The sequence below is a fragment of the Streptomyces sp. NPDC002490 genome, assembly GCF_040296045.1.
Lineage (GTDB): Bacteria > Actinomycetota > Actinomycetes > Streptomycetales > Streptomycetaceae > Streptomyces.
The window spans coordinates 98,181-122,567 of the sequence record NZ_JBEOWM010000014.1 but is presented as its reverse complement, the minus strand read 5'-3'; the positions used below and the strand labels follow the sequence as shown (position 1 = coordinate 122,567).

Below are 24,387 nucleotides of genomic sequence, written 5' to 3'. Positions count from 1 at the left end.
GTTCATCCCTGGGTCTGCTGGGTCGCTTCGCTGTGCTGGGTGGTGCCGGGCGCCCCGGCGGACGGGGCGGTGCGCCGGGTGGCCCGGGCCGACTCGATGGCGTCCCGCAGCACGTGCCGGTCGTCGAAGGGGCGCACCACGCCGGCGATGTCCTGGCCCTGCTCGTGGCCCTTGCCGGCGACCAGCACGGTGTCACCGGGCGCGGCGAGGGCGACGGCCGCGGCGATCGCCTCGGCCCGGTCCTCGTACACCCGTACCTCGCCGCGCTCGTGGGCGGGCACCGCGGCGGCGCCGCGGAGCATGGCGGCGAGGATGTCGAGGGGGTCCTCGGAGCGGGGGTTGTCGGAGGTCAGCAGGGTGGTGTCGGCGAGTCGGGCGGCGGCGGCGCCCATCGGGGCGCGCTTGGTGGCGTCCCGGTCCCCGCCGCAGCCGAGCACCACGTGCAGCCGGCCCTCGGTGACCTTGCGCAGGGCGCGCAGCACCGACTCGACCGCGTCGGTCTTGTGCGCGTAGTCGACGACGGCCAGGTACGGCTGGCCCGCGTCCACGCGCTCCAGCCGGCCGGGCACTCCGGGCACCGCCGCGATGCCCTCGGCCACGGCGTGCGGGTCGAGGCCGGCGGTGGCCAGGGTGACGATCGCGGCCAGGGTGTTGGCCACGTTGAACGCGCCGGGCAGCGGCGCCCGGGCGTCGACCCGCTCGCCGTGCGGGCCCAGGACGGTGAAGGTGGAGCCGAGCGGGCCGATCTCGACGTCGGCGGCGCGCCAGTCGGCGTCCGGGTGGCCCTCGGCGGAGTAGGTGACCACCGGGACGCCGGCCTCGGTGACGAGTCGTCGGCCGTAGGGGTCGTCGTGGTTGACGACCCCGCGTTTGCTGCGCTGCGGGGTGAACAACCCCGCCTTCGCCCGGAAGTAGTCCTCCATGTCGGAGTGGAACTCCATGTGCTCCGGGCTGAGGTTGGTGAACACCGCGACGTCGAAGACGCAACCGTCGACCCGGCCCAGGACGAGGGCGTGGCTGGAAACCTCCATCGCCACCGCCTCGACGCCCCGTTCGCGCATCACCGCGAACAGCGCCTGGAGGTCGGTGGCCTCGGGGGTGGTGCGTTCGGACTTGACGCGTTCGGCGCCGATCCGCATCTCCACCGTGCCGATGAGTCCGCTCTCGCCGCCGGCCGCCGCGTCCAGGCCGCCCTGCACCAGGTAGGCCGTGGTGGTCTTGCCGGAGGTGCCGGTGATGCCGATCTGGAGGAGTCCTTCGCCGGGGTGCCCGTAGAGGGCGGCGGCGAGGGCGCCCATCCGGGCGCGCGGGTCCTCGACGACGAGGACCGGCAGGCCGGTGGCCCGGGCCCGGTCGGCGCCGGTGGGATCGGTCAGGACGGCCGTGGCCCCGAGGTCGGCGGCCTGGCCGGCGAAGTCGGCGCCGTGCAGGCGGGCTCCGGGCAGGGCGGCGTAGAGGTCGCCGGGGCGGACCGCCCGGGAGTCGTGGGTGATGCCCGTGACCTCTCCCTCGGCGGGGGCCGCGAGGCCCAGCCGATCGGCCAGTTCCGCCAGGGGGGTCGGGGAGACGTGGACCGGTCGCGGCGGTCCCGGGTAGCTCACGGAAGCGCCCTTCTGGGGGAGGTGCGGGGGATCGGCGTGTGACACGGCGGTGAGCGTACCCGGCACACCGTCCTCGGGGCTAAATGGCCGGTTCGCGACGGTCGCGGCGGATGTGCCGGTCGCGGACGCGGGTCCCTGGTGCCGGGCGGGGGTGCCGGGTCGGTTCCCCGGAGGGGGGGTGATCGTTGTCACGGGCAGTTCCTGGTGGCTCTCGGGTGGTGCGGCGGGGCGGGGACGCGGACCGGGGCCGCCGGACCGGTCAGGGCTCGAACGTCACGGGGAGCCGCGCGGGCGGGGTGCCGGTCGGCGGGACCTGAAGGCTCTTCAGGGCGAACTCCATGACCTCCTTGTAGACGGGCCCGCAGATCTGGCCGCCGAAGTAGCTGCCCTTGGTGGCGTTCTGGATCGCGCAGTAGACGGTGACCCGCGGCTGGTCGGCGGGGGCGAACCCGGCGAACGAGGAGGTGTAGCCGCGGTACTTCCCGGTGGCCGGATCGACGCGGTTGGCGGTGCCGGTCTTGCCCGCGACCCGGTAGCCCGGGATGCGGGCCTTGACGCCGGTGCCCTGTTCGTCGTCGACGACCGACTCCAGCATCTGGGAGAGGGTGCGTGCGGTGCGCTCGCTGACCACCCGCGTCTCCTTCGGCGCCGGCGCGGGGACGAACCGGTCGTCGGGGCCCCGGTGGCCGCGCACCACGCTGGGCTCGATGCGGACCCCGCCGTTGGCGATGGTCGAGTAGACCGACGCGGCCTGCATCGCGTTGATGGAGACGCCCTGGCCGAACGGGATCGTGTACTGCTGCGAGGTGGACCACTTGTCGGGGGCGGCGAGGATGCCGGGCGTCTCGCCGGGGAACCCGAGGCCGGTGGGGCTGCCGAGGCCGAACTTGCGCAGGTACGAGTGGAGCACCCGGTTGGCCTGCGGCTGGGTCTTGCCGAGTTGGCCGGTGGCCAGGATGGTGCCGATGTTGCTGGACTTGGCGAGCACGCCGTTCAGCGTGAGGTACCAGGTGGGGTGGTCGACGTCGTCCTGGAAGAGCCGGTCGCCGCGGTGCAGCCGGTTGGGGACGGTCACCTTGGTGGACGGGGTCGCGGCGTTCTCCTCCAGCACCGCGGCCATGGACACCACCTTGGCGGTGGAACCGGGCTCGAACGCGTCCTGGAGCGCAGCGTTGCCGAGCGAGGCGGAGCCGGCGGCGGTGAGGTCGCCCGGGTCGAAGCCGGGGGCGTTGGCCATGGCCAACACCTCGCCGGTGCGGGTGTCCTGGACGATGACGTAACCGCGGTCCGCCTTGGACTTCTTCACCTGCTCGGCGATGGCGTTCTGGGCCGCCCACTGGATGTCCCGGTCGATGGTCAGTTCGACGTCGGAGCCGGGGACGGCCGGGGTCTCGGTGCCGCCCGCGGTGGGGACCTGACGGCCGCCGGACTGGGCGTAGGTGACCTCCCCGTCGCGGCCCGCGAGCCGCTCGTCGAGTTGCTGCTCGATCCCGCCGCCGCCCCGGCCCTCGGCGTTGACGAAGCCGAGGAGGCCGGCCGCGAGGTCGCCGTTGGGGTAGATCCGCTTGCTGGTGGGTTCCTGGAAGACGCCCGCGAGGACGTTGGCCTCCTTGGTGCCCCGGGTGCCCTCCTCCCGGCCGGTGGGCGCGCTGGCGCGGACCTTGTCGGCGAGGGTGCTCTTGAGGTCCTTGATCTGGTTCCAGACCTGGGGGGTCTGACGGCGCGCCAGCACCACGTACCGCGTCTTGGGCGTCATGAGCTTCTTGGTGAGCTCGGTGGCGTCCTGTCCGAGGATCGGCGCGAGCAGCGCCGCCGCCTGGGCGGCGGCGTCCGGGATGCCGGTCTCCTCGGGGGTGAACATGAACGGGTCGGCGGTGATGTCGTAGGCGTCGACACTGGTCGCCAGGGCGACGCCGGCACGGTCGGTGATGCCGCCGCGTTCGGCGGCGACGATCCGGGTGAGGTAGCGGTTGGCCTCGGCCTTGGCGGAGTACTCGCTCGCGTCGACGGCCTGGACCTGGAGCAACCGCACCACGAAGGCGATCATGACCAGGCTCATCGCCACGCTGATCATGCGCAGTCGGGGGCGGGGGCGGCCCAGCCGCAGCGGCTTGGCCGGCCGGGGGCCGCGCGGGGGCGGCCCGGAGCCGTTCGCGCCGGCGCGGGGGCGCCGCGGGGGGCGCACTGCGGCGGCGGGTTCCTCCGCCATGCCGTGCGCGCGGTCGGACGCGACGGCGCGACGGGGTGCGGAGGGACGGTTGCGGGCGGAGCGGTCGCCGCCGGGGACGGGGCGGTCCGTGCGCTCGGCCCGCTCGGCCCGCTCGGGGCGTTCGACGCGGTCCGTCCCGCCCCGGTCGGGGCGACCGGGGCCCGCCGGTTCGGCCTCGCCGGACGGGCGCCGGTCCCCGTGGGCGGGGCGGTCCGCGCCGTCCTGCCGGGCCCGGTCCGGGCGGGCCGGGCGACGGGGGTCGTGGGAGAGGCGTTCCCCGGGGTCGCGGCGGGGGCGGCGGTCCGGGCGGGAGGGGCCGGGCACCCGGCGTCGCGGGGGTTCCCTGTCGGTCACCGGGTCACCTGCCGGAGGTCGTCGGGTCGGGGCCGGACGGAGCCGGGCTCGCCGTGGGGTCGGACGGGGAGGCCCCGGGCGGGGCCCCCGCCGGTGCGGAGGGCGCGGGCGCGCCGGTCGGCGCGGCGGGGGTGGTCGGTGCGCCCGGCGCGGCGGACCCCGTGGTGGTGGGGTCCGGGTCGCGCCCGGCGTTCGGGGAGACTCCCCCGGGCTCGCCGGGGACGCCGCGCACCGTGCCGTCCGGTTCGAGGAAGGCCGGGTTGCCGCCGGGCACCATGCCGAGCTTCCGGGCCCGTTCCCGGAGCGCGCCGGGCTCGGAGTGGGCGTCCACGTCCCGTTGCAGGGCCTGTTCCTCGTCGGTCAGTTCGGTGGTCTCCCGCTTCAGCTCGCTCAGCCGGAAGGACCCCTCGTTGAGCGAGGAGTTCAGCAGCAGCAGGGTGATCAGACCGCCGCCGAGCAGGAGCGTCATCAGCAGGACGAACGGGGTGCGGGCGGCCCGGCTCGGCCCGGCGGGCAGCAGTCGGGCCAGTCGGGCGGCCCGACCGCGCAGTTCCGGTCCTCTGGTCACTCGCCCCTCCCCGGCCGTGCGGCAGGGCCGCTCGCCCCGCGGGTCATCCTGCGTCGTCCTCGCGGATGCGTTCGGCACCGCGCAGCCGGGCCGGCGCGGCCCGCCGGTTCTCGGCGACCTCGGCCTCCGTGGGCAGTTCGGCCCCGCGGGTGAGCAGCCGCAGCCGTGGCTGGTAGCGCTCCGGCACCACGGGCAGCCCGGGGGGCGCGGTGGTGGTGGCGCCGGCCGCGAGGACCTGCTTGACCAGGCGGTCCTCCAGCGAGTGGTAGGACAGGACGGCGATCCGGCCGCCGACCGCGAGGGCGGCGACGGCGGCGGGGACTGCACGTTCCAGCACCGACAGTTCGCCGTTGACCTCGATGCGCAGCGCCTGGAAGGTGCGCTTGGCGGGGTTGCCCCCGGTGCGCTTCGCGGCCTGCGGGAGCGCCGCGCGGATCACCTCGACCAGCCGGGCGCTGCGGGTGAACGGTTCCTTCTCGCGTTCCCGCACCACGGCGGAGACGATCCGCTTGGCCTGCTTCTCCTCGCCGTAGGCGCGCAGCAGCCGGACCAGTTCGCCCGGCGGGTAGGTGTTGAGGACCTCGGCCGCGCTGATGCCGGTCGTCTGGTCCATGCGCATGTCGAGCGGGGCGTCCTGGGCGTAGGCGAAGCCGCGGTCGGCCTCGTCCAGTTGCATGGAGGAGACCCCGAGGTCGAACAGGACGCCCGCGACCCGGGGGGTGCCGAGGCGGGCGAGGACCTCGGGGAGTTCGTCGTACACGGCGTGGACCAGCGTGACGCGGTCGCCGAAGCGGGCCAGGCGCTCGCCGGCGAGTCGCAGCGCCTCCTTGTCCCGGTCGAGGCCGATGAGGCGGGCGCCGGGGAACTCGGTGAGCAGGGCCTCGCTGTGTCCGCCGAGGCCCAGGGTGCAGTCGACGACCACGGGGGGCGTGGCCGAGGGGGTGCTCAGGGCCGGGGCCAGCAGGTCCAGGCAGCGCCGCAGCATCACGGGGACGTGGCGGGTGCCCGGGGCGCGTTCCCCCTCGTCGCCGGCGGGGTGGTGCGGGGCGGGCGCCCCGGTCCCCTCGACGTCGGTACCGGTGGCGGTGCCGCCCTCGGATGCGGGGGTGTCCCCTTCGCGCCCTTGCATGTGCCCTCTCAGGTCCCGGCGCGGCGCCCCTGCCGGCGTTCGGACCGTCGCCCGCGGGTGCGTCGGGGAGGGAGGGGCGGCGCGGGTCCGTGACCGGTGCGCCGACCGTCCGGTGCGGGAGAGGCCGAGCCGTACGTGAGCGCTTCGCGCGCGCGGGGAGACCGAATCCGGTCTCCGGTGTGTCCACTGGTGCAGCGGGGAGCGCTCGCGGCCTCCCACTTCGCGTCACTTTAGTCCACCCTGTCGTGCGGTCAATCAACCCGCCTGCGCGTCGCGGACGGGCTCCCCCCGACCTTCACGACTCGTCCATGACAAGGCGGGGCACCCCCGGACCTCACCCGTTCGGCGGGACGTACCCCACACGTGTGGGGTACGTCACAACAAGGCGCAATGACGTTCTTTGTCCACTCCCGTGCCATGCTCCGGGGCCCCCACCCCACTACGGTCGAACCATGACGACTTCCGCACCCTTCCCGTCAGGCACCGAAGCCGCCATACCGGCCGAGCGGACCGTGACCGACCGGCTGGTCCACGCGAACGCGGACTACGCCTCCGCCTTCACCGACCCGGGCATGGACGCCCGCCCCGTCCTCAAGGTCGCCATCGTGGCCTGCATGGACGCCCGTCTCGACCTGCACGCGGCGCTCGGCCTGGAACTGGGCGACTGCCACACCATCCGCAACGCCGGCGGAGTCGTCACGGACGACGTGATCCGGTCCCTCACCATCAGCCAGCGGGCGCTCGGCACCCGCAGCATCGTGCTCATCCACCACACCGGTTGCGGTCTGGAGACCCTCACCGAGGAGTTCCGCCACGACCTGGAGATGGAGGTCGGACAGCGGCCCGCCTGGGCCGTGGAGGCGTTCCGCGACGTCGACCAGGACGTCCGCCAGTCCATGCAGCGGGTGCGGACCTCTCCGTTCCTGGTGGAGACCGGCGACGTGCGCGGCTTCGTCTTCGACGTCCGCACCGGGCTGCTGCGCGAGATCGACCCGACCTGACCCGGTGGGTGCCGCGCCCGCGCGGCACCCGCCCCGACCGGATGCGCCCCGCCGTCCGACCGGGCGCGTCCGCCCCCGCCGTGGCCGCCCCGCCGAACGGGCGATCCGTCCCGAGGACCGGCCGCGGGCCGCACGGACACCCGGGACGGCCTACGCTGAGACCCTCGGAGCACCACGAGCGGGGGCATACGACGCGACTCCCCGTCCACCCCGTCCGCCGGGCCGCGTTGTCCCTCAGCAGTGACACCGACCGGTGGCGGGCACAAGAATGCGTGGACACGGCGTTGCGGCCCGGCCGCGACCCGTGGTGCCCGGGTTTCGGGGTGGGTCGGTCCGCGGCAGCGCGCACCGGCCCTGAATTTGGGGAATCCCCGGCACCGCGAGGCGCCAGGGGGAGGGCCGAGGAGGGCCGGGTGACGACCTATGACGATCGAGCGAGCCTCACGGATCTGACCACCACAGCGGAGCGCGTCCGCGCATCGGTGGAGAGCGTGATCGAGGGCAAGCCGGAGGTCGTGCGACTTTCACTGACCGTACTCCTCGCCGAAGGGCACCTGCTCATCGAGGACGTGCCGGGCGTGGGCAAGACCATGCTGGCCAAAGCGCTCGCACGGTCCCTGGACTGCTCCGTGCGCCGCATCCAGTTCACGCCCGACCTGTTGCCCTCGGACATCACCGGGGTGTCGATCTGGGACCAGGAGCGACGGGACTTCGAGTTCAAGCCGGGTGCGATCTTCGCCCAGGTGGTGATCGGGGACGAGATCAACCGGGCCTCCCCGAAGACCCAGTCCGCGCTGCTGGAGTCCATGGAGGAGCGCCAGGTCACCATCGACGGGCACAGCTACGAGCTGCCCGATCCGTTCATGGTGGTGGCCACGCAGAACCCGGTGGAGATGGAGGGCACCTACCCGTTGCCCGAAGCGCAGCGGGACCGGTTCATGGCCCGGGTGTCCATCGGCTACCCCAGTCCCGAGGCGGAGTTGGCGATGCTGGGCGTGCACGGCGGCGCCTCCCCGCTGGACGACCTGCAACCGGTGGCCCGCGCGCACGACGTCGCCAAGCTCATCGAGCACGTCCGCACCGTCCACGTCGCCGACACCGTCCGCCGCTACGTGGTCGACCTGGTGGCGGCCACCCGCAACCACCCCGACCTGCGGCTCGGCGCCTCCCCCCGGGCGACGCTGCACCTGCTGCGCGCCACGAAGGCCGCCGCCGCGCTCGCCGGTCGGGAGTACGCGCTGCCGGACGACGTGCAATCGCTGGCCGCCCCGGTGCTCGCGCACCGGCTGCTGCCCACCCCCCAGGCCCAGTTGAACCGGCGCACCGCCGAGCAGGTGGTGCTGGACATCCTCCAGCGCACCCCCGTGCCGGTCGCACAGCCGGCCGCGGGCGGCGGCTACCCCGGCCGCGGGCCGGGCGCGCCCGTCTTCGGGGAGCGTGCGCCCGGCGCGCGGAGGCTGTGATGACGGCCCCCGGCGATCCGCACCGGGGCGGCCCCCAGCGGGCCCGGGGCGGACCGTGGGCCGCTCTCGGCGGGCTCACCACCCGCGGACGTTCCTTCCTGGCCGCCGGGATCGCCGCCACGGCGTGCGCCTACGTGCTGGGGCAGGGCGACCTGTTGCGGGTCGGGCTGCTGCTGTCCGTGTTGCCGCTGGTGTGCGTGTTGGTGCTGTACCGCACCCACTACCGGGTCGCCAGCAGCCGGGTGCTCACCCCCGCGCGGGTGCCCGCCGGTTCGGAGGCCCGGGTCCAACTGCGGATGGAGAACGTGTCGCGGCTGCCGACCGGACTGTTGATGCTCCAGGACCAGGTGCCCTACGTGCTCGGGCCCCGCCCCCGGTTCATCCTGGACCGGGTGGAGGCCGGCGGCCGGCGCGAGGTGTCCTACCGGGTCCGGTCCGACCTGCGCGGCCGCTACCCCCTGGGCCCCCTCCAACTGCGGCTGGGCGACCCCTTCGGGATGTGCGAGCTGACCCGTTCGTTCACCACCCACGACACCCTCACCGTGGTGCCCCGGGTCGAGCAGCTGCCGCCGGTGCGGCTCGGGGGCGCGGCCACCGGGTTCGGCGACGGACGACAGCGTTCGTTGGCCCTCGCCGGCGAGGACGACCTCATCCCGCGCGGCTACCGGTACGGGGACGACCTGCGCCGGGTCCACTGGCGCTCCACCGCCCGCCACGGCGAGCTGATGGTGCGCCGCGAGGAGCAACCGCAACGCGCCCGCTGCTCGGTCCTGTTGGACACCCGTCGACTCGCCCACGAGGGGGCCGGGCCCGACTCGGCCTTCGAGTGGGCGGTGTCCGGCGCCGCCTCGGTGCTGCTGCACGTGCTGGAACGGGGCCTGTCGGCGCGTCTGCTGACGGACACCGGCGCCTCGGTCCCGGACCAGGGGGGCGACGGATTCGGGGGGTCCGGCCCGTCACCGGAGTCGACCGACGCCGGAGGGCTGCTCCTCGACACCCTGGCCGCGATCGAGCACTCGGACGGGGCGGGACTCTCGCGCGCCCACGACCGGTTGGGCGGCGAACGGGAGGGGCTGCTGGTGGCGTTCCTGGGCGGTCTCGACGAGGAACAGCTCGCGGTGGCCGCCCGGATGCGGCAGCGCGCGGGCACCGCGGTGGCCTTCGTGCTCGACCCGGGGTGGTGGGCCCGTTCGGCCGGCCGCCTCGACGACCGGGGCGAAGGCCGGCTGCGGACCCTGCGCGAGGCGGGCTGGACGGCCCTGGCCGTCACGCCGGGGGCGAGCCTCGCCGAGCTGTGGCGCCGGGCCGACCGGGAGCGCGCCGCAGCGGACGCGGCACCGGGAACGGGAGGATGGTCATGAGCGGCCGATGGCGTCTGGTGCTGTGCGCCTGGTTGGCCACCTTGTCGGCGTCGGCGGCGCTGGTCCCGCTGGTGGACTCGTCCTCCTGGCTGGTCCAGGCCGCGGCGCTGCTCGGGGTGCAGGCGGTGGTGGGCGTGCTGGGCCGGCAGGCCCCGCTCCCCCGGTCGGTGACCCTGCTCGCCCAGGTCCTGGTGACCGTGCTGCTGCTCACCGCGTCCTTCGTCGCGGAACGGGCCCTGCTGGGCTTCGTGCCCGTCCCCGACACGATCACCGCCTTCGCCGAGTTGCTCCGGGACGGCGGTGAGGACGTGGGCCGGTTCGCGCCGCCCGCGCCGCTGTCGGACGGGGTGCGGTTGATGCTGGTGAGCGGGGTGCTGCTGATCGGCCTCGCGGTGGACGCGCTCGCCGTGACCTTCCGCGCGGCGGCCCCGGCCGGGTTGCCGCTGCTCACCCTGTACTCGGTCGCCGTGGGGATCGGCGGGGGCGACGCGGGCTGGACCTGGTTCGCGCTCGCCGCCGTCGGCTACCTGCTGCTCCTGCTCGCCGAGGGCCGGGACCGGCTGCTGCGGTGGGGGCGGGTCTTCAGCGGGGCCCCCGTCGCGCGCGGCGGTCGGGTCACCGCCGGGCTGGAGAGCGGCCGGACGGTGCCGGTGCGCACCGGCCGTCGGATCGGGGCGATGGCGCTGGGCATCGCCGTGGCCGCGCCGCTGGCCCTGCCCGCCCTGGACGGCGGTCTGCTGGACCGGGACCGCGGCGGCGACGGGGGCGAGCCCGGCGGCGGCACCATCTCCGCGGTGAATCCGCTGGTGTCGCTCCAGAACAGCCTCAACCAGCCCGAGAACCGGGAGGTGCTGCGGTACACCACCGACACCCCCGAACCCCAGGAACTGTACCTGCGGATCGTCTCCCTCGACGACTTCGACGGCAGTGCGTGGAAGCCCTCGGTCCGGGAGATCACGGAGGTGCCCGAGGTGCTGCCGCCGCCCGTGGGCTTGAGCCCGCAGGTCGAGCGCCGCGGGGTCACCACCCGGATCGAGGCGGCCGACTGGTACGCACAGAACTGGCTGCCGATGCCGTTCCCGATGCAGCGGACGGAGATCCCGGGCGACTGGCGCTTCGAACCGGTGGGGCGCACGCTGGTCGGCGACCACGGGCAGACCACCCGCGGCGCCCGGTACACGGTGGAGAGCCTGCTCGTCGAACCCACCGCGCAGGACCTGGCGAACGCGCCGGCGCCGCCCCCGGAGTTCGTCCGCGAGTTCACCCGGGTGCCGGACGCCCTGCCGGACGTGGTCGCCAAGGAGGCCCGCCGGGTCACCGCGGGCGCCTCGAACGACTACGAGCGGGCCGTCAAACTCCAGGACTGGTTCTCGGTCGACGGCGGCTTCACCTACGACACGGAGGTGACGGCGGGGACCGGAGCGGCGGCGATCGCCCGGTTCCTCACCCAGAAGCAGGGCTTCTGCGTGCACTTCTCCTTCTCGATGGCCGCGATGGCCCGCACGCTCGGGATACCGGCCCGGGTCGCCGTGGGCTTCACCCCCGGCTCCCCGGGCACGGACGGCACCGTGTCGGTGGGGCTCAGGGACGCCCACGCCTGGCCCGAGCTGTACTTCGAGGGGGTCGGCTGGACCCGGTTCGAGCCCACGCCGAGCCGGGGCTCGGCCCCGGACTACACCCGGGCCCAGCGCCCCTCGGACACGCCGAGCGCCTCGGCCGCGCCGAGCCGCTCGGCGAGCGCGGCCCCCTCGGCCGCGCCCACCCGCACCGAGACCTGCTCGGTGGAGCAGCGCCAGTTGGACGGCAGCTGCGGGGCCGTCTCGCCCTCCGCCGCGGCCGGTGCCGCGGGAAGCGGCGGGGGTCCGCCCTGGACGGGACTGCTGATCGGCTTGGGGGTGCTGGTCGCACTGGCGCTGCCGTTCGGGCCCGCCCTGTGGCGGGCCCGGGTGCGGGCGGTACGGCTCGGGTCCTCCCCGGGACGCACGGAGGCGGACGCCGCCGCCCGGGTCCTGGCCGTCTGGCAGGAGCTGGTCGACTCGGCCTGGGACCACGGAATCGCGCCGGACCCCTCCCGCACGCCCCGGGCGGCGGCGGCACGGATCGTCCGCACGGCCGGCTTGGACGGGGCGGCCGGGGCCGCGGCGCACCGGGTGGCCGCGGCCGTCGAGCAGGTGCTGTACGCGCCGGTGCCGCGGGCCGTCGCCGGCCTCGGGGACGAGGTGCGGACGGTGCGCGCGGCGCTGGACCGGTCGGTGGGGCGCACGGCCCGGTTGCGGGCCAGGCTGGCGCCCCGGTCCGCGGTGCGGTTGCTGTGGGCGGGCAGCGAACGCTGGATGGCGCTGCGGGTGCGCACGGCCGGGGCGCTGCCCCGGTGGGCCCTGCTGCGGCGCTGAAGCGCGACGGGGTGGGCCGCCGGACTTCGCCGGCGGACCCACCCACCGGCGGCGGCTCCCGGGGCGCATGCGAAGGGCGCCCTCCGCATGCGTCGGAGGGCGCCCTGCCGTCTAGGGGGCGCAGGCCGGGGCCGGCGCCGGGCGGATCGGTGGTCGAGGGGTGCCCCAGGGGTGGGACGGTGGGCTCAGCGCCCGCCCTCCTGCTCGTCGCGGCGGCGCTGCCACCGCTGCTCGATGCGGTTCATCATCGACCGGCGCTGCCGGTCCTGCGGCCGGGCGGGATGGGCCCCTGGTACGGAACCGACCTGTTCACCCGGCTTGGGCGCCTTGCGCCATCCGGTGACGGCGAGCACCGCACACCCCAGCATGACGAGGAAGCCGACCACGCTGATCCAGATCTGCTGGGCGACCATTCCGGCCATGAGGAGTGCGATACCCACCAGGAAGCCTGCGGCCGCCTGGTACACCCGGCGTCGGGTGTACGTACGCAGCCCGCTTCCCTCAAGCGCTGTCGCGAACTTCGGATCTTCGGCGTACAGCGCTCGCTCCATCTGCTCGAGCATGCGCTGCTCGTGCTCCGAGAGCGGCACGGAGTCCTCCTCATCGTGCAGTCGCCGGGGCGACCGGGGGGTTCCCTTCAGGATAGGCAGGGAATCGCCCCCGTGAAACCCGCCCCTCTACGCCAATTCGCCAGTCCGAGCCCGTCGTGGCGGATCGGCCCGCTGAGGCGTCCATTCCCCGGCGACCCGTCCGTCATGCCGGACCGTCTCTCTCGATCATACGGCGAGTGCCGGCCGATCGGGTGGTGTGTGGCGTACTGCATCCGCCGCAGCGCCCCTGATCAGGGCGGCAACGGCGACGGGAGGCGGAGCGGGCACGGGGGCGGGGGTCAATCCCCGTCGGGCTCCGGGCGGGCCGCGAGGACGTGCAGCTGGGTCGCCACGGCGTGGAAGGCGTCGAGCTCGGCCGCGGCGGCCTCCAGCCGCAGCAGGGCGTCCAGCGCCCCCGGCTCGGTGTCCACCAGGACCCCGGGCACCAGATCGGCGAAGACGCGCACGCCGTGCACCGCGTCCACCCGGGCACCGGCCGCGTTCACCAGTTCGGCGAGCTGTGCGGCGGTGAAGCGCCGGGGCACCGGGTCGCCCTCGCCCCAACGGCCGTCCGGGTCGTCGAGCGCCCGGTGGGCCTCGGCGAAGTGACCGGCCAGGGCGCGGGCCAGGACCGCGCCGCCGAGGCCGGCCGCCAACAGGCTCAGCACCCCGTCGGGCCGCAGGGCGCCGACCGCGTTGCGGATGCCCTCCGCCGGGTCGTCCACGTACTCCAGGACGCCGTGGCACAGCACGACGTCGTGCCCGTCGCGCTCCACGACGTCGAAGAGTCCGAGGGCGTCGCCCTGAACCCCGGTGACGCGGCCCTCGACCCCGGCTTCGGCGGCCCGCCGCTCCAGGGCGAACAGCGCGTTGGGGCTGGGGTCGACCACGGTCACCCGGTGGCCGAGGCGGGCGACGGGCACGGCGAAGTTGCCGCTGCCGCCTCCGGTGTCCAGGACGTCGAGCACCTCGCGTCCCGTGGTCTTGACCCGCTGGTCGAGGGCGTCCTTCAGCACGTCCCAGACCACGGCGGTTCGGAGGGAGGCACGGGGGCGCATCGGGTCCGACACTGCAACTGACTCCTCGGCACGGCACCGTCCGGCGGGCGGCGGTAGCGATCGGCGCGCCCCGCCCGTCCGGTCGGGCACGGGCCCGGCCGGCGGGGGAGGCTTTCAGGTCATCCCACCCTATTGCCTCGCCGCCGCGGACGGGTCAGCCCGCGTCCGCCACCGGTGGCGGCGCGGCGGGCCGGGACCGCACCGGGCGCGCCACCAGCATCCGTTCGACCAGCCGCAGGAACACCCCGGCGTCGCGCAGCAGCGCGTCGGCGTCCTGGGGGCGGGCCGCGCCCGTGATCCCGGCTTCGGCCCGGGCCCGGCGGTCGGCGCCGGCGGCGAACAGCGCACTCCATTCGGCCAATTCGGGAGCGACCTCGGGCAGCACCTCCCAGGCGCTGCGTATGGTGGGGCGACGGCGTCCGGGCGGCTCGGGGCGGGCCCGGGCGGCGAGGACGGCCGCCGCGGTGCGCAGGGCGGCGAGGTGGGCGGTGGCGTAGCGCTCGTTGGGGGCGGTGCGGGCGGCGGCCTCGTCCAGTCCGGCGCGCGCCTTGGCCAGCAGGTCGAGGGCGGCGGGCGGGGCACCGGTGCGGCGGGGCACCGGGTGCACGTCACCGGCGGGGCTGCCGGCACGGTGGTACGGCGCGGCTGCCGCGGAGGAATGGGCCATGACGAACCTCCTGTCGTCCGTGAACGGCACGGATGCCGTTCACCGCCCATCGTGGGGCACCCCTCTGACAACGCGGTCCGACCTGCGGTTCCGCGCCGGGCAGCGCGACCGGGAAGCGGGCCGGCGGGGCGGGCCTGTGAGAATCGGGGGCATGCGGAGCAGCACGCGACGTCAGGCGACCCGGCAGAAGCTGTACGAGGCCGCCGTGACCCTGATCGCCGAGCAGGGGTTCTCGGCGACGACCGTGGACGAGATCGCCGAGCGGGCGGGGGTGGCCAAGGGAACGGTGTACTACAACTTCGCCACCAAGTCGGTCCTGTTCGAGGAGGTGCTGCGGCACGGCGTGGGTTTGCTCGTCGCCTCGCTGCGGGAGGCCGCCGAGGGCTCCCGGCGGGCGGGCGGGACCAGTGCGGACGCCCTGGACGCGATGGTCCGCGCGGGGTTGGTCTTCGTCGAACGGCACCCGGCGTTCGTGCGGCTGTACGTGGCGGAGCTGTGGCGTACCAACCGGGCCTGGCAGCCCACGCTGGCGACGGTCCGGCGGGAGGCGGTGGCCGTGGTCGAGGAGGTGCTGCGGGCCGGGGTCGCGGCGGGTGAGCTGGGTGGGGACGAGGAGCCGCTCGACGTGCCGCTGACCGCGTCGGCGCTGGTCGGCACGGTCCTGGTGGCCGCGCTCGACTGGCGGTCGTTCCAGCCGGAGCGGTCCGTGGACGAGGTGCACGCGGTGCTGTCCCGGTTGCTGCCCGGGCGGGGCGGCGGGCGGTGAACGCTCCTGCGCGGTGCGTGCCGCAGCACGCACCGCGCAGGAGCGCCGCGTGTGCGCGAGCCCGTACCGGACCGGGGCCCCCGTGTCGCTCGGGCTTCCCCGTGCGCCCCCGTCCCCCGTCCCCCGTGGTCCGGGCTCCGGGCACCGCGGCCGGTCCGCCGCCCCGTGTCGGCGGTGCGTCCGCGGTGCCCCGCTCCGTGGGACCCACTCTTCCGGTCCCGCGCGGCACCCTCATCCGTACGGGTACTCATCCCCCTCTGAGTACCCGTCCCCGGTGCCGCCGGAACGGCGGATACAGTCGCGGCATGGGACGGATCGTGGTGATCGGCGCGGGCATGGGCGCCATGGCGGGCGCCGCACGGCTGGCGGTGGCGGGCCACCGCGTGGTGGTGTGCGAGCGTCGGGAGACCTACGGCGGGGCGCTGGGGCGCTTCGCCCGGGACGGCTTCGGCTTCGACACCGGGCCCGGCCTGTTGCTGCTGCCCGCCGTGCAGCGGGACCTCTTCGTCAAGACCGGCAAGGAGCCGCTGGAGCGGTGCGTCGGGCTCCGTCAGGTGGAGCCGGCTGTGCGGCACCTCTTCGCGGACGGCACCGGGGTGTCCCTGCCGAACTCGTCGCGCGCGGGCGTCCGCGAGGCGCTGGACGAGGCGCTCGGCGGCGGTGCGGGCGAGCGGTGGGCCGCGTTCGTGAACCGGGCCCGGGACGCCTGGGACCGGGCCCGCCGGCCCCTGTTGGAGGAGCCGTTGTGGCCCAACTGGCAGGTGCTCGCCGACCGCGAGCCCTATCCGGCGGAGCCGGTGAAGCGGCTGTGGCGCCGGGACCGCACCGCGAGCACGGTGCGGGAGATCGCCGAGTGGGAGTTGGCGGGCGAACCACGGCTGCGGGCGCTGCTGGAGAGCCACCCCCTGGAGTGGGGGCTCGATCCGCGGACCGCCCCGGCCGCTGCGGCCGTGCTGCCCTACCTGGAACAGACCTTCGGGGTCTGGTCGGTGGACGGCGGGATGCGCGCGCTGGCCACCGCCGTGTACGAGCGGTGTCGCGCCCGCCGGGTGGAGTTCCGCTTCGGGGCCCCGGTGGCCCGGATCGTGGTGGCCGACGGGCGGGCGGCGGGCGTCGAACTCGGTGACGGGGAGGTGCTGGAGGCGGACCACGTGGTCGCCGGGGTGGCTCCGGCCGTCCTGGACGCGCTGGTGCCCGGTACCGCACTGCGCGCCCCGGACGAGGTGCCGGCGCAGCGCGTCGGGGCGAGCCGGCTGACGGTGTTCCTGGCCCTGCGGGGCGCCCGGCCCGAGGGCACCGCGCACCGGACGGTGGTCCACTCCGCCGATCCGGACGGCGAGGTGGAGGCGCTGTTCGGCACGGTGCCGACGCTGCCCGGGCAACCCACGGTGCAGGTGCTGCGCACGGGCGACCCCGCGGGCGTCCCCGACGCGGAGCACGAGGCGGTGACCTTGACCGCGACCGTCCCCGCGGACGGCGGGACGGCGACCGAGGCGTACGAGCGGGCGGCCGGGCGGATGGTGGAGGCGGCCGGACGGGCGGTGCCCGGGTTGGCGGACCGGCTGCTGTGGCGGGAGGTGCGCACCCCCGTGCAGGTCGCCGCGGACACCGCGGCCCCGGGCGGCGCCGTGCCGGCCCCCGCGCTGGCGGCGGCCGGCGGCCGGTTGCTGCACCAGGCCAACGACACCCGGGTGCCGGGGCTGTTCCTGGTCGGCGGTTGGTCCCACCCGGGCGGCGGGCTGCCGCACGCGGGCATGTCGGGGGCGCTGGTGGCCGGACTCATCGTGGAGGGACCGGAGTTCCGCGGCTCCCAGTGAGCGCCGGCGGTGCCGGTCGCCGGATCAGTAGCGGTACGGCTGGCGCTCGTCGTGCTCGGGGTCGTAGGCGCCCCGGTAGCCGTCGTACGGCGCCTCGGGGACGGGCGGGAGGCCGTCGGCGGCGGTGATGCGCTGCTGGGGGACCCAGACCCCGCCGGGCGGGGTGTCCTGGTAGCCCTCCCCGACGTAGGGGTCCTGCCCGTAGGACGGTGCGTACGGGTCGTGGGGGGCGTCGAAGCCGCCGGGCGCCGGGTAGGGGTCGGCGTAGGCGGCGTACTGCTGCGTCCCGGGGTCGTAGGCGTCGCGGTAGGGGTCCTCCGCCGCCGGGTGGGCGGCGTAGCCGAGGTGGGCGGGGTCGGGGCCGAATCCGGGTGCGTGCTCGGGGTGTCGGTCGCCGTACCCGTCGTACCCTTCGTACCCGCCGACGGCCGGGCCGCCGCGGTCGGGTCCGGGGCCGTCCGCGTCGAAGACGGGTCCGATGGTGGTGGCGGCGTTGGCGAAGTCCTCCGCGGAGGCGGGGCCGGGGGCGTCCGGGAAGCCGGGCACCCGGTCGAAGGTCGCCGTCTCCTCCATCCCGGACACCCGGAGCGTGGGTTCCTGATGGGTCTCCTCGTGGTTGCGGCGGCGCTTGCTGGCGCCCGGGCGCCCGCCGATCGCCCACCCGGTGGAGAAGCCCTGGCGGAAGGACATGGTCACGTAGGTCTGTCCGATGGCGAAGGCGATCGCGCCGATGCCGATCACCACCACCGAGGGGATGACCACGCCGACGACCACGCCCAGGAAGCCGCAGAAGGCGAGCAACCGCCAGCGGAGCCTGGCCTTGTACTGGAGGAGCACCTCGCCCAACAGCCACAACGCGACGATGCCGAACGCGATGTAGAGGACCGCCCAGCCCATGTACGCCCCTCTCGTGCGGTCGGCGCCGTGCGCGTACGACCGGCTCAGGACCGCGTGCGGTGCAGTCCCAGGTTCTCGTGGATTTCCAGCGTCGCGGTCGAGTTGTTCAGCGTGATGAAGTGCAGCCCGGGCACGCCCTCGTCGAGGAGCCTCGCGCAGAACTCGGTCGCGAACGCGATTCCCATGGAGCGTACAGCCGCGGGATCGTCCTTGGCGGAGAGCATCCTCTCTTTCAGCTCCGCGGGGAAGACGGCGGTGCTGAGCTGCCCCAGCCGTTCGAGTTGGCGCACGCTCGTGACGGGCATGACCTCGGGGATGATCGGCGTCCGGCAGCCGGCCGCCTCGACCCGGTCGCGCAGTCGGAGGTAGGCCTCGGGGTCGAAGAACATCTGGGTGATGGCGTAGTCGGCGCCGGCGCGGCACTTGTCGACGAAGTGCCGCACGTCCGCGTCCCAGTCGGGCGAGCGGGGGTGCATCTCCGGGAAGGCGGCGACGCCCACGCAGAAGTCGCCGGACTCCTTGATGAGCCGGACGAGTTCGACGGCGTAGGTGAGGCCCTCGGGGTGCGGGACCCAGTCGCCCATGGGGTCGCCGGGCGGGTCGCCGCGGACGGCGAGCATGTTGCGGATGCCGGCGTCGGCGTACTGGCCGATGATGTTGCGCAGTTCCGCGAGCGAGTGGTTGACGGCGGTCAGGTGGGCGACCGGGGTCAGGGTGGTGTCGGAGGCGATCTGCTCGGTGGCCCGGACCGTGCCCGAACGGGTGGAGCCGCCCGCACCGTAGGTCACCGAGACGAAGCTTGGCGCGACGGCCTCGACGCGGCGCAGCGCGTTCCAGAGGTTCCGCTCGCCCTTGGGGGTCTTGGGCGCCCAGAACTCGAAGGAGTACGTCGTCTTGCCGGATGCGAGCATGTCACGGACCGTGTGCGCACGGTCCGTCCTGGTGGAAGCTGTCCCAAGGGCCATAACGGCAGGTTAGCCAGGCCGGAGCCGTCACCCAACCGGGCGTCCGGCAAAAGCGGCAAATGACGCTCCGTTGTCCACCCCTCGGACACTTTTCGTCTCATCCGTCGTGGGCCGCGGGGCTCGTCGCCCGCCGGGCCGTCCACATCGCGGACGGTCCGGCACGGGGAACGGACCTACCGGTCGCGCAACCGGCGGGCGAACTCGGCGGCGGCCGCCGCGGGGTCGGACGCCTCGGTGATCGCCCGGACGACCACCACCCGACGGGCGCCCGCGTCGAGGACCTCGTCGAGGGTGCCCAGGTCGATGCCGCCGATGGCGAACCAGGGGCGCTCGGGGCGGGCCGCGGCGGTGCGCCGGACCAGGTCCAGCCCCGGTGCGTGACGGCCCGGCTTGGTCGGGGTGGGCCAGCAGGGGCCGGTGCAGAAGTAGTCGGCGCCCGGCTGCGCGGCCGCCGCCTCCGCCTCCGCCACGGCGTGGGTGGAGCGGCCGATCAGCACGTCCTCGCCGAGGACGGCCCGGGCGGCGGGCACCGGCAGGTCGCCCTGGCCCAGGTGGAGCACGTCGGCCCCGATGGCGTGCGCGACGTCCGCCCGGTCGTTCACCGCGAGGAGCGTGCCGTGGCGACGGCACGCCTCGGCGAAGACCCGGAGGTGGTCGAGTTCCTCGGCGGCCTCCATGCCCTTGTCGCGCAGTTGCACGATGTCGACGCCGGCCCCGAGGACGGCGTCCAGGAACTCCGGCAGGTCGCCCCGGCGGGTGCGGGCGTCCGTGCAGAGGTAGAGCCGGGCCGCGGCGAGCCGGGCCCTTCGGGTGCCGCCCGCCGGTGCGGCGTCGGTGGCGGCGGTGGTGGCAGAGGCGGCGGCGCCCATGTGCGGTGTCCCCCCGGGGTGGTGCGGAACGGATCGGGTGGGGTGTGCGGGCCCGACCGCCCGGTCGGACCCGCACACCGCCTGCGTGGGCCCGTCGACCGGCGGTCGACGGGCCCACGCACGGTAGGTCACACGGCGAGCGCCTGCGCCCGGCGCTTCACCTCCGTGCCCCGGTTCTCGCTCAGGGCCTGGGCCGGCGTTCCCGGCAGGCTCGGGTCGGGAGTGAAGAGCCACTCCAGCATCTCTTCGTCGGTGAAGCCGTCGTCCCGCAGGAGCGTGAGGGTACCGCTGAGCCCCTTGACGACCTTGTCGCCGTCGATGAAGGCCGCCGGTACGTGCAGCGCCCTGTTCTCGCCACGGCGCACGGCGATCAGCTGGCCTTCCTTGACCCACTGCCGGACGCGCGTCACCTCCACGCCGGTCACTTCGGCGATGTCGGGGAGGGTGAGCCAGGCGGGGACGAGAGCATCAATCTTTACGTCAATCTCGGTCACGCCCCCAAGCCTGCCACTTCCCCCTGACATCGGAAAAGCGGCCCGCTGCCGGTGCCGCCGACCGGCCCCGCCGCGCACCGCCCGAGCGGGTCAGCGCAGGGCCGACTTCAGGGGCAGTCCGGGGTCCGCCAACAGCGCCGGATCCAGGGCCGCGCCGGACTCGATGAGCTTGCGGCCCTGGGTGAGGTCCCGGGGCCGGCCCACCGACAACACCGCCACCAGCCGCTCCTCCCGGAGCCAGCACACCGCCCAGGCGGCCCCGGCGGGGTCCCCGCGCCACACCGTGGCGTCGGCGTCGGCGTGGTGGCCCGCGTACTGCACGAAGCGCCCGAACTGCTCGGACCAGAAGTAGGGCACCGGGTCGTAGGGCGCGGGCGCCGCCCCGACGATCCCGGCGGCGACCGTGCGCGGCCCCTGGAGCGCGTTGTCCCAGTGGTGCACCAGCAGGCGCTCCCCGTAGCGGGCGGAGGGGAAGGAGGCGCAGTCCCCGACGGCGTAGACGCCGGGGACGGAGGTGCGCAGGAGGTCGTCGGCGAGCACCTCCCCGTAGGCCCCCAGCGCGATCGGGGAGCCGGCGAGCCACCCGGTCGCGGGGCGGGCGCCGACGCCCACCACCACCGCGCCCGCGGGCAGCGCCGTGCCGTCCTCCAGCACCACCGTGCCGGGCTCGACGCGGGCCACCCGGGCGCCGGTGCGCAGGGTGGCGCCGGCCTGGGCGTACCAGTCGGCCATCGGCGCGGCGACCTCGGCGGGCAGCGCGCCGGCGAGCGGCCGGTCGGCGGCCTCCACCACGGTCACCGGGCACCCCGCCTCGCGGGCGGCGGTCGCGAACTCGGCGCCGATCCAGCCGGCGCCGACCACGACCACGTCCCGTCCGTCCGCGAGGACCGGCCGCAGCCGTGCGGCGTCGTCGAGGGTGCGCAGCAGGTGCACCCCCGGCACGCCCTCCGTGCCGGGCAGTCGCACCGGCTCGGCGCCGGTCGCGATCACCAGGGTGTCGTAGGGCACCGGGCCGGCCTCGGTGTCCAGGAGGCGTTCCTCCGGGCGGAGCCCGGTGACCTCCAGGCCGAGCCGCAGCTCGACGTCGAGGTCCGGGAAGTCGATGTCGAAGGCGGAGTCCTCCGCCTTGCCGAGGAGGACGGCCTTGGAGAGCGGCGGTCGGTCGTAGGGCTGGTGGGGCTCGGCGCCGATCAGCAGCACCGGACCGGCGTAGCCCTGTTCGCGCAGGGCGACGGCGGTCTGCACCCCGGCCATCCCCGCACCCGCGATGACGACCCCCGCGGGGGTCGGTTCCGTCGTTCGGTCCGTCGCCGGCTCGCTCACCGCGGCCACCTCGCCATCCTCGTACGCTTCCGCTGCCTGCACTGCGCGCCCGCCGCGGGCCGCACCGGCCCCGCGGGGCCACGATAGACAACCCCCCGGCCGCACCGCGCCGGTCAGGCGGCGTCCGCGAGCTCCTCGACGACGCTCGTCCCGCGTCCGGGGCCGGACTCCCACTCCCAGGTCTCCAGCAGCCGCAGCCGCCCGTCGGGCAGCACCAGCACCTCGGAGGTGCAGCGGCCGCAGGCGGTGGTGCCGTCGGTGCGCAGTTGGACGTAGCGGAAGTCGAGCCGGTCCCCGTCGCGGGTGCCCACGAGGTGGCCGCGGACCACGTCCCCGCCCGCGTACTCGGCCCAGACGACGCCGTCCCGCTCGTGGTACGCGAAGCGGGTGCGGGGGCCGACCTGACCGGGCGCCTGCTCCACGACGGGAGCGAAGACCCGGCCGTCGAGCGCCGGCGCACCCGGGGCGGACGGAGGGACGGGCCGGGGCGTCTGTCGGGGCACGGGGCGGCTCCCTCTACTGGCGTGCGGGGCATCGGGTTAGGGTGGCCAAGGTAACTCGCGGGAGCCCGGACGACCGGGCTGAGAGGGGGGCTGACCGGCCGCCGACCGTACGAACCTGATCCGGGTCATGCCGGCGAAGGGAGGAGCGGGACAGCCATGTCTCGTACAGCGGACGTGTTGGTCGTCGGCGGCGGACTGATCGGTCTGGTGACCGCGTGGCGGGCCGCCCAGCGGGGGTTGGGCACCGCGGTGGTGGACCCCGCGCCGGGCGGCGGCGCCGCCCGGGTGGCGGCCGGGATGCTGGCCGCGGTCAGCGAGCTGCACCCCGGCGAGGAGACCCTGCTGGCCCTCAACACCGCTTCGGCGCAGGCGTATCCGGCGTTCGTCGCCGAACTCTCCGCCGTCACCGGGGCGGACCTCGGCTACCGGCGGTGCGGCACCCTCGCCGTCGCCCTGGACGCGGACGACCGGGCCCAGTTGCGGGAGTTGCACGCCGTGCAGACCGCGGCCGGGCTCCGCTCCGAGTGGCTCAGCGGCCGGGAGTGCCGGCGGCTCGAACCGATGCTCGCGCCGGGGGTGCGGGGTGGCTTGCGGGTCGACGACGACCACCAGATCGACCCCCGCCGACTCGCCGCCGCCCTGGTCACCGCCTGTGCCGCGGCCGGCGTGGTCTTCCACCGGCAACGGGCCGGGCGGCTGCGGACGGACGGGGAGCGCGCCACGGGCGTGGTGCTCGCCGACGGCACCGCGCTGGCCGCCGGGCGGGTCGTCCTGGCCGCCGGCAGCCTCAGCGGCCGGCTCGCCGGCGTCCCGCAGGAGGTGCTGCCCCCGGTGCGCCCGGTCAAGGGCCAGGTGCTGCGGCTGACCGTGCCCCCGGCGCAGGCCCCGTTCCTGAGCCGGACGGTGCGGGCGGTGGTGCGGGGCGGACAGGTGTACCTGGTGCCGCGCGAGAACGGTGAGCTCGTCCTCGGCGCCACCAGCGAGGAACTCGGCTGGGACACCAGCGTCACCGCCGGCGGCGTCTACGAACTGCTGCGGGACGCGCACGAGTTGGTGCCCGGCATCACCGAACTCCCGCTCGTCGAGACGCTGGCCGGCCTGCGGCCCGGCTCCCCCGACAACGCGCCGCTGCTCGGCCCGACCGCGCTGGACGGCCTGTTGCTGGCCACCGGGCACTACCGCAACGGCGTCCTCCTCGCACCGATCACCGGGGACGTCCTGGCGCACGCCCTGGTGCACGGCGAGCTGCCGCCCGCCGCCCGCCCCTTCTCGCCCCTCCGGTTCGCCCGCCTCCCCCAGGAGCAACCCGTATGACCGTGCCGTCCGCCGCCGGGGCCGCGCCCCTGCGCGTCACCCTCAACGGAGAAGCCCGGGACGTCACGCCCGGGACCACCCTCGACCAGCTGGTCGCCCAGCTCACCGCCGCGCCCGCCGGGGTCGCCGCGGCCCTCAACGAAACGGTCGTGCCGCGCACCGGCTGGTCGCTGACCGCGGTCCGCGACGGCGACCGGGTCGAAGTGCTCACCGCCGTCCAGGGGGGCTGACCGATGGCCGACGACCCGTTCCTGCTCGGTGGCCGCAGCTACGACTCCCGACTGATCATGGGCACCGGGGGCGCCCCCAGCCTGGACGTGCTGGAGCGCTCCCTGGTGGCCTCCGGCACCCAGCTCACCACCGTGGCGATGCGCCGGGTGAATCCGACCACCGCCGGGTCGGTACTGTCCGTCCTGGAGCGGCTCGGGATCCAGGTGCTGCCCAACACCGCGGGCTGCTTCACCGCGGGCGAGGCGGTGCTCACCGCCCGGCTGGCCCGGGAGGCGCTCGGCACCGGCCTGGTCAAGTTGGAGGTCATCGCCGACGAGCGCACCCTGTTGCCCGATCCGGTGGAGTTGCTGGACGCCGCCGAGATCCTCGTGGACGACGGGTTCACCGTGCTGCCGTACACCAACGACGACCCGGTGCTGGCCCGCAAGCTGGAGGACGTGGGGTGCGCGGCGGTGATGCCCCTGGGCTCGCCCATCGGCTCCGGGCTGGGCATCCGCAATCCGCACAACTTCGAACTGATCGTGGAGCACGCGGGGGTGCCGGTGATCCTGGACGCCGGTGCCGGTACCGCCTCGGACGTGGCACTCGCCATGGAGCTGGGCTGCGCCGGGGTGATGCTGGCCTCGGCGGTCACCCGGGCGCGGGTGCCGGTGCAGATGGCGCGGGCCATGCGGTACGCGGTCGACGGCGGGCGGCTGGCGTACCGCGCCGGGCGCATCCCCCGGCGCTTCTTCGCGCGGGCCAGCTCGCCGACGACGGGGCAGGCCCGGCTGGACCCGGAGCGCCCCGCGTTCTGAGCCGGCGCACGGGCTCG

The 24,387-nt window shown here is 75.3% G+C and carries 22 protein-coding genes and 1 riboswitch; of the genes, 9 read left to right on the top strand and 13 right to left on the bottom strand.

Annotated features, from left to right (window positions below; translation table 11 throughout):
* Positions 1–2 precede the first annotated feature (2 nt).
* The 4 genes from ABT092_RS11815 to rsmH all read right to left on the bottom strand — a co-directional run bounded on the left by ABT092_RS11815 (position 3) and on the right by rsmH (position 5,861).
* Positions 3–1,793, bottom strand: a complete 1,791-nt coding sequence (locus tag ABT092_RS11815) for a UDP-N-acetylmuramoyl-L-alanyl-D-glutamate--2,6-diaminopimelate ligase (RefSeq protein WP_502968419.1) — start codon at positions 1,791–1,793, stop codon at positions 3–5.
* 67 nt (positions 1,794–1,860) lie between these two features.
* Entirely contained in the window at positions 1,861–3,810 is a 1,950-nt protein-coding gene (locus tag ABT092_RS11810) for a peptidoglycan D,D-transpeptidase FtsI family protein (RefSeq protein ID WP_502968424.1), read from the bottom strand.
* A 358-nt stretch (positions 3,811–4,168) separates the two neighbouring features.
* Positions 4,169–4,732 carry a cell division protein FtsL gene (ftsL, locus tag ABT092_RS11805; RefSeq protein WP_351242525.1) on the bottom strand — a complete coding sequence of 188 codons (564 nt, stop codon included), beginning with the start codon at positions 4,730–4,732 and terminating at the stop codon, positions 4,169–4,171.
* Between the two features lie 43 nt (positions 4,733–4,775).
* Positions 4,776–5,861, bottom strand: a complete 1,086-nt coding sequence (gene rsmH / locus ABT092_RS11800) for a 16S rRNA (cytosine(1402)-N(4))-methyltransferase RsmH (protein ID WP_351242523.1) — start codon at positions 5,859–5,861, stop codon at positions 4,776–4,778.
* Between the two features lie 452 nt (positions 5,862–6,313).
* On the opposite strand from rsmH, the gene ABT092_RS11795 reads away from it, so the two are divergent.
* From ABT092_RS11795 to ABT092_RS11780, 4 genes are all read left to right on the top strand, one after another.
* Entirely contained in the window at positions 6,314–6,862 is a 549-nt protein-coding gene (locus tag ABT092_RS11795) for a beta-class carbonic anhydrase (RefSeq protein WP_351242521.1), read from the top strand.
* A 413-nt stretch (positions 6,863–7,275) separates the two neighbouring features.
* Positions 7,276–8,325 (top strand): AAA family ATPase, encoded by a 1,050-nt coding sequence (locus ABT092_RS11790; protein WP_351242519.1) that lies wholly within the window; start codon positions 7,276–7,278, stop codon positions 8,323–8,325.
* Positions 8,325–9,686, top strand: a complete 1,362-nt coding sequence (locus tag ABT092_RS11785) for a DUF58 domain-containing protein (RefSeq protein ID WP_351242517.1) — start codon at positions 8,325–8,327, stop codon at positions 9,684–9,686. The genes ABT092_RS11790 and ABT092_RS11785 overlap by 1 nt, the downstream gene beginning before the upstream one ends.
* Positions 9,683–12,079, top strand: a complete 2,397-nt coding sequence (locus ABT092_RS11780; protein WP_351242515.1) for a transglutaminase TgpA family protein — start codon at positions 9,683–9,685, stop codon at positions 12,077–12,079. The genes ABT092_RS11785 and ABT092_RS11780 overlap by 4 nt, the downstream gene beginning before the upstream one ends.
* A gap of 185 nt (positions 12,080–12,264) precedes the next feature.
* On the opposite strand, the gene ABT092_RS11775 is transcribed toward ABT092_RS11780, so the two are convergent.
* The 3 genes from ABT092_RS11775 to ABT092_RS11765 all read right to left on the bottom strand — a co-directional run bounded on the left by ABT092_RS11775 (position 12,265) and on the right by ABT092_RS11765 (position 14,394).
* Complete coding sequence (locus ABT092_RS11775) at positions 12,265–12,669, bottom strand: SCO2097 family morphological protein (RefSeq protein ID WP_351242513.1); 405 nt, start codon at positions 12,667–12,669, stop codon at positions 12,265–12,267.
* Between the two features lie 299 nt (positions 12,670–12,968).
* Positions 12,969–13,739, bottom strand: a complete 771-nt coding sequence (locus ABT092_RS11770) for a class I SAM-dependent methyltransferase (protein WP_351242511.1) — start codon at positions 13,737–13,739, stop codon at positions 12,969–12,971.
* 142 nt (positions 13,740–13,881) lie between these two features.
* The gene (locus tag ABT092_RS11765; protein ID WP_351242509.1) at positions 13,882–14,394 is read right to left on the bottom strand and encodes an SAV_6107 family HEPN domain-containing protein; all 513 of its coding nucleotides are present in this window, start codon (positions 14,392–14,394) and stop codon (positions 13,882–13,884) included.
* A gap of 151 nt (positions 14,395–14,545) precedes the next feature.
* Here ABT092_RS11765 and ABT092_RS11760 point away from each other — a divergent pair, with 151 nt between their 5' ends.
* A complete protein-coding gene (locus ABT092_RS11760; protein ID WP_351242507.1) occupies positions 14,546–15,160 on the top strand; it encodes a TetR/AcrR family transcriptional regulator in 615 nt (204 codons plus the stop codon).
* 305 nt (positions 15,161–15,465) lie between these two features.
* Entirely contained in the window at positions 15,466–16,977 is a 1,512-nt protein-coding gene (locus tag ABT092_RS11755; RefSeq protein ID WP_351242505.1) for a phytoene desaturase family protein, read from the top strand.
* Positions 16,978–17,001: 24 nt separating this feature from the next.
* Here the strand turns inward: ABT092_RS11755 and ABT092_RS11750 are convergent, their stop codons facing one another.
* The 6 genes from ABT092_RS11750 to ABT092_RS11725 form a co-directional block, all read right to left on the bottom strand.
* On the bottom strand, positions 17,002–17,874 hold the full coding sequence (locus ABT092_RS11750) for a hypothetical protein (RefSeq protein ID WP_351242503.1): 873 nt from the start codon (positions 17,872–17,874) through the stop codon (positions 17,002–17,004).
* Positions 17,875–17,918: 44 nt separating this feature from the next.
* Positions 17,919–18,839, bottom strand: coding sequence for a methylenetetrahydrofolate reductase [NAD(P)H] (gene metF, locus ABT092_RS11745; RefSeq protein WP_351242501.1), 921 nt, complete (start codon positions 18,837–18,839; stop codon positions 17,919–17,921).
* Positions 18,840–19,012: 173 nt separating this feature from the next.
* The gene (thiE, locus tag ABT092_RS11740) at positions 19,013–19,708 is read right to left on the bottom strand and encodes a thiamine phosphate synthase (RefSeq protein WP_351242499.1); all 696 of its coding nucleotides are present in this window, start codon (positions 19,706–19,708) and stop codon (positions 19,013–19,015) included.
* A 128-nt stretch (positions 19,709–19,836) separates the two neighbouring features.
* Positions 19,837–20,202, bottom strand: coding sequence for an Rv2175c family DNA-binding protein (locus tag ABT092_RS11735; RefSeq protein WP_351242497.1), 366 nt, complete (start codon positions 20,200–20,202; stop codon positions 19,837–19,839).
* A gap of 90 nt (positions 20,203–20,292) precedes the next feature.
* Positions 20,293–21,525 (bottom strand): NAD(P)/FAD-dependent oxidoreductase, encoded by a 1,233-nt coding sequence (locus ABT092_RS11730; RefSeq protein WP_351242495.1) that lies wholly within the window; start codon positions 21,523–21,525, stop codon positions 20,293–20,295.
* Between the two features lie 113 nt (positions 21,526–21,638).
* Entirely contained in the window at positions 21,639–22,028 is a 390-nt protein-coding gene (locus ABT092_RS11725) for an avidin-fold protein (protein WP_351242493.1), read from the bottom strand.
* A 47-nt stretch (positions 22,029–22,075) separates the two neighbouring features.
* Positions 22,076–22,188: riboswitch (TPP riboswitch) on the top strand.
* Between ABT092_RS11725 and thiO the strand changes: the two genes are divergently transcribed.
* The 3 genes from thiO (at position 22,185) to ABT092_RS11710 (ending at position 24,370) form a co-directional block, all read left to right on the top strand.
* Positions 22,185–23,342: a glycine oxidase ThiO gene (thiO, locus tag ABT092_RS11720; RefSeq protein WP_351242491.1), complete on the top strand. Its 1,158-nt coding sequence runs from the start codon at positions 22,185–22,187 to the stop codon at positions 23,340–23,342. It overlaps the preceding riboswitch by 4 nt.
* Entirely contained in the window at positions 23,339–23,572 is a 234-nt protein-coding gene (gene thiS / locus ABT092_RS11715) for a sulfur carrier protein ThiS (protein WP_351242489.1), read from the top strand. Before thiO ends, thiS begins: the two co-directional genes overlap by 4 nt.
* 3 nt (positions 23,573–23,575) lie before the next feature.
* Positions 23,576–24,370, top strand: coding sequence for a thiazole synthase (locus ABT092_RS11710; RefSeq protein WP_351242487.1), 795 nt, complete (start codon positions 23,576–23,578; stop codon positions 24,368–24,370).
* Positions 24,371–24,387: the final 17 nt, after the last annotated feature.

Bases quoted from the DNA above. Each gene is read 5' to 3' on its own strand.
- rsmH (WP_351242523.1), bottom strand. From the start codon at position 5,861: ATGCAAGGGCGCGAAGGGGACACCCCCGCATCCGAGGGCGGCACCGCC.
- ABT092_RS11795 (WP_351242521.1), top strand. From the start codon at position 6,314: ATGACGACTTCCGCACCCTTCCCGTCAGGCACCGAAGCCGCCATACCG.
- metF (WP_351242501.1), bottom strand. From the start codon at position 18,839: ATGGCCCTTGGGACAGCTTCCACCAGGACGGACCGTGCGCACACGGTC.
- ABT092_RS11760 (WP_351242507.1), top strand. From the start codon at position 14,546: ATGCGGAGCAGCACGCGACGTCAGGCGACCCGGCAGAAGCTGTACGAG.
- ABT092_RS11780 (WP_351242515.1), top strand. From the start codon at position 9,683: ATGAGCGGCCGATGGCGTCTGGTGCTGTGCGCCTGGTTGGCCACCTTG.
- ABT092_RS11785 (WP_351242517.1), top strand. From the start codon at position 8,325: ATGACGGCCCCCGGCGATCCGCACCGGGGCGGCCCCCAGCGGGCCCGG.
- ABT092_RS11710 (WP_351242487.1), top strand. From the start codon at position 23,576: ATGGCCGACGACCCGTTCCTGCTCGGTGGCCGCAGCTACGACTCCCGA.
- ABT092_RS11750 (WP_351242503.1), bottom strand. From the start codon at position 17,874: ATGGGCTGGGCGGTCCTCTACATCGCGTTCGGCATCGTCGCGTTGTGG.
- thiO (WP_351242491.1), top strand. From the start codon at position 22,185: ATGTCTCGTACAGCGGACGTGTTGGTCGTCGGCGGCGGACTGATCGGT.
- ABT092_RS11810 (WP_502968424.1), bottom strand. From the start codon at position 3,810: ATGGCGGAGGAACCCGCCGCCGCAGTGCGCCCCCCGCGGCGCCCCCGC.
- thiS (WP_351242489.1), top strand. From the start codon at position 23,339: ATGACCGTGCCGTCCGCCGCCGGGGCCGCGCCCCTGCGCGTCACCCTC.
- ABT092_RS11765 (WP_351242509.1), bottom strand. From the start codon at position 14,394: ATGGCCCATTCCTCCGCGGCAGCCGCGCCGTACCACCGTGCCGGCAGC.
- thiE (WP_351242499.1), bottom strand. From the start codon at position 19,708: ATGGGCGCCGCCGCCTCTGCCACCACCGCCGCCACCGACGCCGCACCG.
- ABT092_RS11755 (WP_351242505.1), top strand. From the start codon at position 15,466: ATGGGACGGATCGTGGTGATCGGCGCGGGCATGGGCGCCATGGCGGGC.